This window comes from Hymenobacter agri (assembly GCF_054778495.1).
Genome location: NZ_BAAGZM010000110.1, coordinates 1 through 9,958 on the forward strand (window position 1 = coordinate 1; position 9,958 = coordinate 9,958).

11 protein-coding genes are annotated in these 9,958 nt (G+C 60.8%); 7 read left to right on the forward strand and 4 right to left on the reverse strand.

The genetic code is table 11. From position 1 onward, the window contains the following. The 4 genes from ACYVDE_RS08080 to ACYVDE_RS08095 all read left to right on the forward strand — a co-directional run. The coding region (locus tag ACYVDE_RS08080) for a T9SS type A sorting domain-containing protein (protein WP_460500983.1) at window positions 1-121 on the forward strand (121 nt) is incomplete at its 5' end. Between the two features lie 125 nt (window positions 122-246). Further along, window positions 247-798, forward strand: coding sequence for a 2-deoxyribose-5-phosphate aldolase (deoC, locus tag ACYVDE_RS08085; protein WP_460500973.1), 552 nt, complete (start codon window positions 247-249; stop codon window positions 796-798). A gap of 59 nt (window positions 799-857) precedes the next feature. Beyond that, window positions 858-2,912, forward strand: coding sequence for a putative porin (locus ACYVDE_RS08090; RefSeq protein WP_460500974.1), 2,055 nt, complete (start codon window positions 858-860; stop codon window positions 2,910-2,912). A gap of 11 nt (window positions 2,913-2,923) precedes the next feature. Continuing rightward, a complete protein-coding gene (locus tag ACYVDE_RS08095) occupies window positions 2,924-3,520 on the forward strand; it encodes a MiaE family protein (protein WP_460500975.1) in 597 nt (198 codons plus the stop codon). Window positions 3,521-3,562: 42 nt separating this feature from the next. Here the strand turns inward: ACYVDE_RS08095 and ACYVDE_RS08100 are convergent, their stop codons facing one another. The 4 genes from ACYVDE_RS08100 to ACYVDE_RS08115 all read right to left on the reverse strand — a co-directional run bounded on the left by ACYVDE_RS08100 (window position 3,563) and on the right by ACYVDE_RS08115 (window position 7,751). Next, window positions 3,563-4,507 (reverse strand): formylglycine-generating enzyme family protein, encoded by a 945-nt coding sequence (locus ACYVDE_RS08100; protein ID WP_460500976.1) that lies wholly within the window; start codon window positions 4,505-4,507, stop codon window positions 3,563-3,565. Window positions 4,508-4,681: 174 nt separating this feature from the next. After that, window positions 4,682-6,046, reverse strand: coding sequence for a 4Fe-4S binding protein (locus ACYVDE_RS08105; protein ID WP_460500977.1), 1,365 nt, complete (start codon window positions 6,044-6,046; stop codon window positions 4,682-4,684). A gap of 51 nt (window positions 6,047-6,097) precedes the next feature. Further along, window positions 6,098-6,325 carry a hypothetical protein gene (locus tag ACYVDE_RS08110; protein ID WP_460500978.1) on the reverse strand — a complete coding sequence of 76 codons (228 nt, stop codon included), beginning with the start codon at window positions 6,323-6,325 and terminating at the stop codon, window positions 6,098-6,100. Window positions 6,326-6,413: 88 nt separating this feature from the next. Then, window positions 6,414-7,751, reverse strand: coding sequence for an NAD(P)/FAD-dependent oxidoreductase (locus tag ACYVDE_RS08115; RefSeq protein WP_460500979.1), 1,338 nt, complete (start codon window positions 7,749-7,751; stop codon window positions 6,414-6,416). A 161-nt stretch (window positions 7,752-7,912) separates the two neighbouring features. Here ACYVDE_RS08115 and ACYVDE_RS08120 point away from each other — a divergent pair, with 161 nt between their 5' ends. From ACYVDE_RS08120 to ACYVDE_RS08130, 3 genes are all read left to right on the forward strand, one after another. Beyond that, the gene (locus ACYVDE_RS08120; RefSeq protein WP_460500980.1) at window positions 7,913-8,680 is read left to right on the forward strand and encodes a DUF547 domain-containing protein; all 768 of its coding nucleotides are present in this window, start codon (window positions 7,913-7,915) and stop codon (window positions 8,678-8,680) included. Between the two features lie 182 nt (window positions 8,681-8,862). Then, window positions 8,863-9,288 (forward strand): hypothetical protein, encoded by a 426-nt coding sequence (locus ACYVDE_RS08125; RefSeq protein WP_460500981.1) that lies wholly within the window; start codon window positions 8,863-8,865, stop codon window positions 9,286-9,288. A 279-nt stretch (window positions 9,289-9,567) separates the two neighbouring features. Next, on the forward strand, window positions 9,568-9,958 hold a 391-nt coding region (locus ACYVDE_RS08130), incomplete at its 3' end, for a hypothetical protein (protein ID WP_460500982.1).

A 9,958-nucleotide genomic window follows, 5' to 3' on the forward strand; every position in this document is an offset into this window, starting at 1 on the left:
CACCCAAACTGCCACCAGAGCAACGGCCGAACTGGACCTGGCCGGACTGCCCGCCGGCCTCTATGCCGTGCGCGTGACGGCCGGCAGCGGCACCGCCACCCAGCAGCTGGCGGTGGAGTAGGAAAGAGCACAATAAAAGGCCCGCTGCACCTATAGAGGGCCTTTTTGCATGGGTCAAAAGCCAGGGTATCGGCCCACCGGGTAGGTGGCCCAACCGGCCACCGCCCGCGCGCGTACCTTTGCCCCATGAACCTCGCCGCCCGAATCGACCATACCCTGCTGCGCCCCGACTGCACCGAGGCGCAAATCCTGCAACTGTGCGACGAAGCTGCCGCCCACGGCTTCGCCACCGTGTGCGTGCCGCCCTGCTACGTGGCCCTGGCCGCGGTCAAGCTGGCCGGCACGGCGGTGGGTATTTGCACGGTTATTGGGTTTCCGCTGGGCTATTCCACGGCGGCCGTCAAGTTTAAGGAAGCCGAGGTGGCGCTGTATGATGGCGCGACGGAGCTGGACATGGTTATCAACATCTCGGCGCTGAAATCGGGGAAAACTGCCTGCATTCAGGATGAGATTCTGGATTTGGCTGACCTCTGCCACGTGCACCAGGCCCAACTCAAGGTCATCATCGAAACGGCTTTGCTCTCGGAAGCCGAGATTGAGCTGGCCGCTAGGCTGTGCGTGGCCGGCGAGGCGGACTTTGTGAAAACCTCCACCGGCTTTGCCAGCCGTGGCGCTTCGGTGGCCGATATTGAATTGCTGCGCCGGGTGCTGCCCGAAGCGCCCGCCCGCCGGAGTTGATTTCTTTGTTGCGATGGCCGCCTAACTGCCGTCGACTTACTCGTTTGCATTTGAAGGCTTTGCCCCAAAATTTTATCTCTGTTTCCGGCCTGAGCCGCTGGCTGGGTCTGGTAGTACTGGTGCTGCTGGCCGGAACTGTTCGGGCGCAGGTGGTCGACGACTCGACCAAGGTGCTGTACGGCCCGAAAACCACGCGCGTCATTTACGAGAGCGAGGTGCTGCGCGACTCCACCGGCGGCACGCCCGTCGATACCACCCTGACGAAGTGGCCGCAGCAACGCTTTTGGGTGCACGACACCACGTACCAGCAGGACCTGGGCGCCGTGGGTACGGCCTCGCGTCCGCTGCTTTACCAGCCCAACCTCGAACTGGGGGCGCGCTTCGGCCGCAATGCCTTCGACCGCTACGCCCACAACGCACGCACGGTGCCGTACTATGATTCGCGCTCGCCATACTCCTTCTTCCGGTACATTCAATCCAGCGCCGGCGAGCAGGTATTCGAAATCAGCTACAGCCGTAGTTTGAAGAAAAATTTCAGTATAGGTATTGATTATGAGCGTATTGCGTCGAACAAAATTTCGGCGGCACGGTCGTCGCGCGATGCTTTGGTGGAGCATTCCAACCTGCTGCTCTTCGGGCGATTCCAGACGGAGAACGAGCGGTATCACCTGCTGTTCAACATCAGCAACGCCCGCCACCGGGGCGTAGAGCAGGGCGGCATCCGGCCCACCATCAACTACGCCGCCGACGGCACCATCGACCTGGCGCGCAGCGAGGTTGACGCCACGGGCACGCCCATCCCGTCGAGCTTGTTTAAATACGACCAGCAGCAGGTGTACCTCACGTCGTCCATCAATTACGAAGACCGCGACGAGCTGTACTTCACGCACACCTACCGGCTGCTGGGGCGCGGCCTCACGGTGTACCACACCTTCGATTTCAAGCGCCAGTACAACAGCTACGCCGACCTGGCCCTGAAGCCGGTTACCGACCCGGGCTTCTACTATCCGCGAGCGCTGGGCAGCCAGGGCGCTACTATCGACCGGGCGCAGTTCAGCCAGGTCGAGAATACGGTGGGCGTGCTGGGCCGCACCTCGGCCGTGGAGTATCGCCTGTACGCCCGCGACCGGGTGGCCTCGCTCGAAACTGCCACGCTCACCGGTGCGGCCACCGCCTCGGCGCTCACGCTGGGGCCGGCCGCGCCCACGCGCAATTTCCACCAGTTTTTTGCGGGCGGCACGGCGGCATTCAACTATCGCACAATCTACGCCGTCGATGCCGCCGGCGAAGTGTACCTGCTGCCCCTGAACGGGCTGAGTGCCGATAATTACCGGCCCGAATACTGGCTGCGCGGCCGGGTGCGCACCGGGCCGCTGTCGGCCGAAGCGCTGGTGAATTCGTACTCGCCTACGCTCACGCAGCAGGAGTTCTTCGGCAACCACTACAGCTGGAGCCACTGGGAAAACGGAAACTATACCTTAGTCCGGGGCACCGAAGACAAGTTCGCCAACACCAGCACCCAGCAGCTCACGGGCCGGCTCGAGCTGAAGCTGCCTACGGTGCTGGGCCTGCGGGCGCAGCGCTTCGAAGCCAGCGCCAGCCTCGTAAACATCAGGAACCTGGTGTATTACGACCTCGATGGCCTGCCCTCGCAGGCGAACACCAGCAATCAGCTGCTCATCGGCATGGCCCGGCACCGGGCGCAGTTTGGCCGCGTGGGGCTCGATAACCAGGCTACTTATACCAAAGGCGGCGATGTGAACGGCCTGCGCATTCCGGCGCTGGTGGGCGAGTCGCGGGCGTATTACCAGGCCTATATTTTCCGGCGGGCGCTGTTCAGCCAGACCGGGCTGGAACTGTACTACCAAACAGCCTACCGGGCCTTCGCCTACAGCCCCAGTACCCAGCAGTTTTACCAGCAGGACAAATTTACCATCGGGGCTTATCCCATCGTGAATGCCTTTTTCTCGGCCGACATCAGAACCGTGTCGGTATTCCTGAAGGTGGCCTACCTGAACCAGAACCTGGGCCGCGACGGCTATTTTGCCTCACCCTATTATTCGGGGTACCCGCGCCGCTTTCAGTTCGGCGTGCGCTGGAACTTCTTCGACTAACCGAAGCCGCCATGAAAGAAAAAACCATTCTGAAGCTGAAACTGAATACCGACCCACGCTGGGTAAATATTGCCGAGAAAAATATCGAGGACATTCTCGTCGACCACGCCTGGTGCGAGCAAAAGGCCGCCAGCACCGGCATCAGCATGATTATTCACTACCCCGAGAAAACCCGTCTGGTGGCCGAGCTCACCGACCTGGTGGCCGAGGAGTGGAGCCACTTCGAGCGCGTGCTGCTGGAGTTGCGCAAGCGCGGCTACCCGCTGGGCAAGCCCCGCAAAGACGAATACGTGGTGCAGCTGCTGGCCCACGTGCGCAAGGGCGGCGACCGCGAGCGCCAGCTCATGGACCAGTTGCTGGTGTCGGCCCTCATCGAGGCGCGCAGCTGCGAGCGGTTCAAGCTGCTCTGGCAACACATTGCCGACCAGGAGCTGAGTAAGTTTTACTACGAGCTGATGGTGTCGGAAGCGGCCCACTTCGTGAGCTACGTGGACCTGGCCAAGGAATATTGCGACCCCGCCGTGGTGGACGCCCGCCTGCAGGAGCTGCTGGAAATTGAGGGGGCAATTGTGAGCAACCTGCCGGTGCGCGACGACCGGATGCACTAAGTGTCAGGGGGGGCGGCGACGTTTCCGCCCGACGGTTTCTTGCTACTCCAGCAGTGCCACTTCGCCCACGCAGCGAAAACCAACGTTCGGGGCCGGGCCGTCGAAACGGCTGCGGCTGGCAATGGTGCAGGCCGCCAATGGGTCGCGGTAGCTGCCACCCTTGGCAATTCCTTGCTCTTGCACCATTTCGGCCACGTTGCCAATCATGTGGTACAGGCCAAATGAGTTGGGGGCAGTGCTGTAAACGTAGTCGGGAGTGGGCGAGCGCAGGAAATAAGGAAGTTCGCGCTGACAAACGAACCATACCAACTCCGACTTCGCCGCATTGAAGCGGATGATGTCGCGCGCAATTTGCGCGACCGGCACCGTCGACCGCGCCCGCTGCTGCAGATACGCCGCCGCTTTGGGGTTCACTTCGATGCGGACCGAAGTACAGGGCGTGCCGTAGTCGCGGCTGATGAAATTGCCGGCCGCCGACTCCCATTCCTGTTCCGTAGGTAGCCGGTAGGTGAAGCGCTGCCGTTTGGCAGGCGCAGTTATGCGGCTATTGAAGGTGGCCGTAACTTTTTGTCCGCGCCACCGGCAGAAGCCTGTTGCCTGGGCATATGATATGCCCACGACGGGAAAATACTGGTAAAAAGGATTAGTGAAATAATCGGCTACGGGCTGCGCCGCCGGGCTCGGCAGGAAGGTATTGTACACGGCCTGGGAAGAATCGGCGGCCAGGCAATTCAAAAAATGCTGCCATTCCCGGTTTGAAATTTCCACCTCGTCCAATTCAATGTTTTTGGAAGCGATGAAAATGGTGCCCGGCCCCGTTACCAGCCACTGTGACCGGAGAATTTTGGGCAGGGCAGGAATGCGGCGAAAAGCTTGCGCGGATGAATCGGAGCAAGGAGCAAACCGAAACACCAGGGTTTCGTCGAAGCCGCGCGGATAAGTGTCGAATGCGAATGGTTGTTGCGGCGCACGGTTGGTCGGCACCACTGGCAGGCCCGAAACCGAGCTGTAAAATGCCGGGCGGTGGCTGTTTGGCTCCGTACCCTGAATTTTGGTCATTGGGCTGCACGCCCCCATTGCCAATAGCAGGGTGATTTTTCCAAAAACGCGGGAGGTCATACGCAAAACGAACGGGGTAGAAGTCGGTGCTGCATGGCGCGGTTAGCTCAATATCCGCAGCGAGTCGGCGTGGATGAGGGGCGAGGCCTGCGTGCGCCCGGCGCGCGGGCCGTTTTCGAGGTTGAGAACGCCGCGCGGGCAGGCCGTGCTGCACATGCCGCAGCCCACGCACGAGGCCCGCACCACGGGCGCGCCGCGCTGGGCGTACTGCTGCACGTCGATGCCCATTTCGCACACGTTGGAGCAGTTGCCGCACGAAATGCACTGGCCCCCGTTGGTGCTGATGCGGAAGCGCGAAAAGTGCTTCTGCAGCAAGCCCAGGTAGGCCGCCATCGGGCAGCCGAAGCGGCACCACACCCGCGAGCCCATAATGGGGTAGAAGCCCACCCCAATCACCCCCGAGAAAACGGAGCCGATGGCAAACCCATACCACTTAGCTGCCACGTTGCCGGCCTCGCCAAGCAGCGTGCTGCCGGTGGCAAAATGCACCCACAGCAGGGCCGTGATGAGGACAATAATGCCCAGAATGAGGTAAATAAGGCGCACTTCCCAGCGCCAGGCGCTGCGGCTTTTGTCGGACAGGTGGCGGTAGGGGTCGCCGGCGGTTTCGGCCAGGCCGCCGCAGCCGCACACCCACGAGCAGTACCAGCGCTTGCCGTAGAAATACGTGAGCACCGGCGTGGCCACAAACGACATCACCGCGCCCCAGAATACCATGAACGTGCCCAACGCCTGCCCATTTTTTATCAGGTCGTGCACGTCGTTGGGCCACAGGTACTGGTAGTGCAGCGGCCAGAAGTAGTTGAAATAAAACTCGGGCTTCTGGAAAAATTGCAGCAGGCCGGGAATCAGAAACGAAAACCCGAGCTGAAAAAACATCACCGAAACGGTACGAATAAGCTGGTAGCGCACGTGCCGATACTTCCAGAGGGCCCGGGCGCCCATCAGCAGCACCGCCATGGTATAGAAGGTGCCGTAGAGAAACCATTGGTCGGCCGGCCGGGCGCGCAGGGACTGGCTGAGCCCGTCGAGCGGGTGCACCAGGTTATCGAGCAGGCCGAAATGGCCCTGGCCATCGTCGCCGCTAAACCAGTACAGCACCACGTAAAAACCCGTGAGCACCAAGCCCGTAATCCAGGACAAAGCCCCGCGGCTGGTGCTGGCCCGCAGCCACAGGTTATTTTGCTGCACGCCCGCCGGATGTTGGCCAAATTTCACCCAACTCCAGGCTAGCGTGCCGGCGCTCACCAGCCCCAGCGCCAGCCAGAACCACGTATTGCGGCGGCTGGGGTCGGCATCGGCCCAGGCCAGCAGCAGGGCCAGCAGGCCGGCCGCTATGCCCACCAGCGTCAGCTTTTCGGCAGGAGCGGTAGCGGGCAGGGGTGGTGGGGGTAGGGTAGGATTCATTCAGAAGAAGTTGGATGAGGAACCGGGCGCAGAGTGCAACATGCCGGGCTGCTAGTGGTGATGATGGTGAGGTGCATCGGGCTTGCCAAATAGATTTTTGGCGGTACCAAACAGGTAAAATACCGTCCAGCACACGTAAAGCCAGCCGAAACCTGCGGGCGTGCGCCCCACAAAAAAGTGCAGAATCAGGTGCGCGCCGGCACTCATCAACAGGCCGGTGAGGGCGATGAACTGGAAGCTGTTGAGAGCGGAAGGGCGATATAGCTTGGAGAAATCCACGGATGTTGAACCGAAGTGAAAAATAAAAACGAGGAAACGTAAGGCAAAGTGCAGATTACGAATCTGGTAAGCAGTCGCGAATCGTTTGTCAACCTTTTAGAAACGAAAAAAGTCCTTTGCGCTGCTTCAGCGATACTGCCAAAGCAGGAAACTGCCGGTTAAAATCGGCGACGATGGCGGGTTCGGGCTGCCGCGCAAATTCAGGGTCGAAGTTGGCTGCACCCAAATGGGCCAGTACCGTGCCTACGGGCACCCGCTCCCGAATCCACTGCTCGCATGTGGCGTGGCGTAGACGCAGGCCCAGCGCGTTGAAGCCCACTACGGCATGGGGCGCATCGGCCCGGAAATAGATGCGTAGCGCGACTCGGGCCGACGGATGCTCCCAGTAAAAGCTGCTCAGGCCCGGTGTGGGCACGGCCGGGGCCTGGCCGTAGGTCTGGTATTCAAGGTTGAAGAATTTGGCCGAGTTGAACCACATACCGCGCCGGTAGGCCAGGGGCTGTCCGCAGATGGTATGGGCCACGGTTTCGCCCTGCATGCGGCCGGTGTACCACAGCTGCTCGATAGGCACTTCGCCACTGGCCGGCTGCCGGTGCTGAGCGCAGTCGCCGGCCGCGAATATATTGGGCACGTTGGTGCGCAGGTACTCGTCGACCAGAATGCCCTGGTCGGTTTCAATGGCCGAGGTGTTGGCCAGAGCCACGTTGGGCGTCACACCGGTGGCCAGGCCCACCCACTGGCAGGCAATTTCTTCGCCGGTCGTGGTGCGCACGGCGCGCACGCGGCCCGTTTCATCGCCCAAAATCTCGCTTAGCTCCGTGTTGTAGCGCACGGCCACGCGGTTTTCCTGAAACTGGCGGTCGACGAGGTTGGCTTCTTCGGGTGGCAACACCGAGCCCCAATAATGGCTGTCGCGCACCAGCACCACCGGCTCGATGCCGCGCGAGTGCAGCATCTCGGCCAGTTCGACGCCGATAAGGCCCCCACCCACCACCACGCCCCGGCCAATGCCGTGCGTGTCGCGGGCCATCGCCGCCAGGTCGGGCAGGTTGTAGAGGCCCTGCACGCCGGCCAAGTGCTGGCCGGGCCAGCCGTAGCGTCGGCTTTCGGAGCCGGTAGCCAGCAGCAACTGGTCGTAGCCGAGCGTGGTGCCGTTGGCGAGGGCAATGGTTTTGGTGGCCGGGTCGAGGACGGTGGCCGTGGCGTGCACCAGCTCCAGCCGGTGCTCGGCCCAGAACCAGTCGCCGTAGGGCTGGATGTCTTCGTAGCGCAAATGCCCCATGTACACGTACATCAGCGCGGTGCGGGCGAAGTGGTAGGGGCTTTCGTCCGATACCAGCGTGATGTGCGCCGCGGGCTGCAGGCGGCGCACGGTTAGTGCGCACGTCACGCCGGTAATGCCGTTGCCGATGATAACGAGGTGCATGCGGAAAAAGAAAGCGAAAAGCTGGGTGGTGCTCAAATGTAGGCCGGGGCCGTCCCACAAACCAATGGGCTCCGTACGTACGTTTGTGGCCCAATGATTGACTGCAGCCGAATAATTCCTTACAGGCTCGGCCGCTTATTTTTCGTTTTCCCTTCTCTCTTATGCGCAAATCATTTCTTCCTCAGCTGCGGCCGGCCCGCCAGCTGCTCCTGGCTGCGGCAGTGCTGCTTAGCGGTGCTACCGCGGCGGTCGATGCCGCTCCACCAATGGCGGCACTGCCGCAGGCTACTACTGCTTACTACACCAAATTTGTCGACGAGAACGGCAACGTAAACTACGGCGCCATCAAGCGTAATCCGCTCGAAATAAAAGCATTGGTAAAGCGCTACGAAACTACCGACGCCAAAATGCTGACCGACGCCGACCGCGAAGCATTCTACCTGAATGCCTATAATGTTCTGGTCATCAGCGAAGTGGTAGCCCACTATCCGACCGAGTCGGTGCAAAAGATTCCGGGGTTTTTCGATAAAAACCTGGTAACGGTGGCCGGCGAGAAGATGACGCTCAACGACCTGGAAGCCAAAAAGCTGCGCGAGCCGTTTCACGACCCTCGCATTCATTTTGCGCTGGTGTGCGGGGCCAAAGGCTGCCCGCGCCTCAACCGGCAGGCTTTCGTGGGCAACCAAGTAGATGCCCAGCTCACGGTGCAGGCCCGCAAGGTGTTGCAAGACCCCAAATTTGTGCGGGTGAACGACGCGGCCAAAAAGGTACAGATTTCGGAAATTTTCAAGTGGTACGAGCCTGATTTCAAGGCCACGGGCAAAACCGGCTTGGCCTACCTCAATCAGTTTCGCGACAGCAAGATTATTCCGGCCACGTACTCAGTTGAGTATTATCCCTACGACTGGGCACTGAACGACCGGAAGTAGCCCGCACATTGTGCCGGGTAGCGCGAATTTGTACCGCCCGGATATCTCCGGATAATGAACTGGAGGCTGGGCGGCCGCTTTTTTCTTCGTCAGGGCAGGCTTGCCGGGAGCCTCGCGTAACGCAACCGCTCGGGCTGCGTACGTCTGAGGGATTTCACCATATCCTCTAAATCTTCCGCCCCATGATTCCTGATAATTTCTCCGGCGACGGTACCAACCCGAATGAGGGTGAGCACGCCGATATTACCGAAAACAAGCATTTCTCCAAGAACGAACAGCTGGAGAAGGAAAAAGAATATCAGCAGGACCAAAGCAACAACAAGGCGAGCAGCGACCCCACCGCTGCCCGCTACACCGGCGCTAACGGCTACACCGAGCGCAGCAACCAGAAAGACCAGCTCGAAAATCTGCACATCGGCGGTTCCGAAACCAGCCCCCAGGGGGGCAACGACCACCAGAATGCCGGGGAGCAGGCCCAGGGGCCCGGCTTTGAGGCCGAAGGCAGCTACGAACTCGACCACAACCTGCGTACCCGCGAGCAGAAGTTTGGCGAAGCGGCCCCCGGTGGCCCGGCCACGCCGGCAAGTACCGAAGCGGGCAGCGAATAGCCTAATTGCCGGTTTCGGCGTGACTTTACGAAAGATTTTCGGCTTGGCCGGAAGTGCCTTTTTGAACGGGCGCTTCCGGCTTTGTTGGTTGTAGGGGGCCGCGTACCGGATTTTCGGGGCTGGTGGCAGAATGCGGGCGGCTGGTGAGTAAGAGCCTATTGCGGAATGGCAACACAACTCCTTAACTTGCGCGGATTAGTCCCTGGTGCTTTGGGTGTCAGGGCTATTCTTTTAGCTCTTTATCCGACCAAATTCTCACTCCACCCCCTTTCTAAATCAATGGACCCAAAAATTACGCCGAACGCATCTACTGAAGAATATAACCCTAATCTGGACGCCCAGGATGAAGACGTGCTTTCGGGCGGTAACAACCGCCTGACGTACATTTTAGTGGGCGTTATCATCGCCTTGGTGGTGGGCTACATTGCTCTCCCGAAAGGTTCGGGCACGGGCATGGCTTCTGTCACGCCTTCCTTCATGCTGAGTGATGCGGCCGTGACGGCTCCGGTGCCCGCCGCTGAAGACCCGGCCGCGCCCAAAACCGACGAAGCAGCCCCAGCCGCTACAACGACCAAAACCACCACGACGAAGGCCGGTACCAGCACTTCAGCTGCTGCCACCACCACGGAGGCGGCTCCCGCCGCCGCTGCCGCCCCGGTGGCCGAAGTAG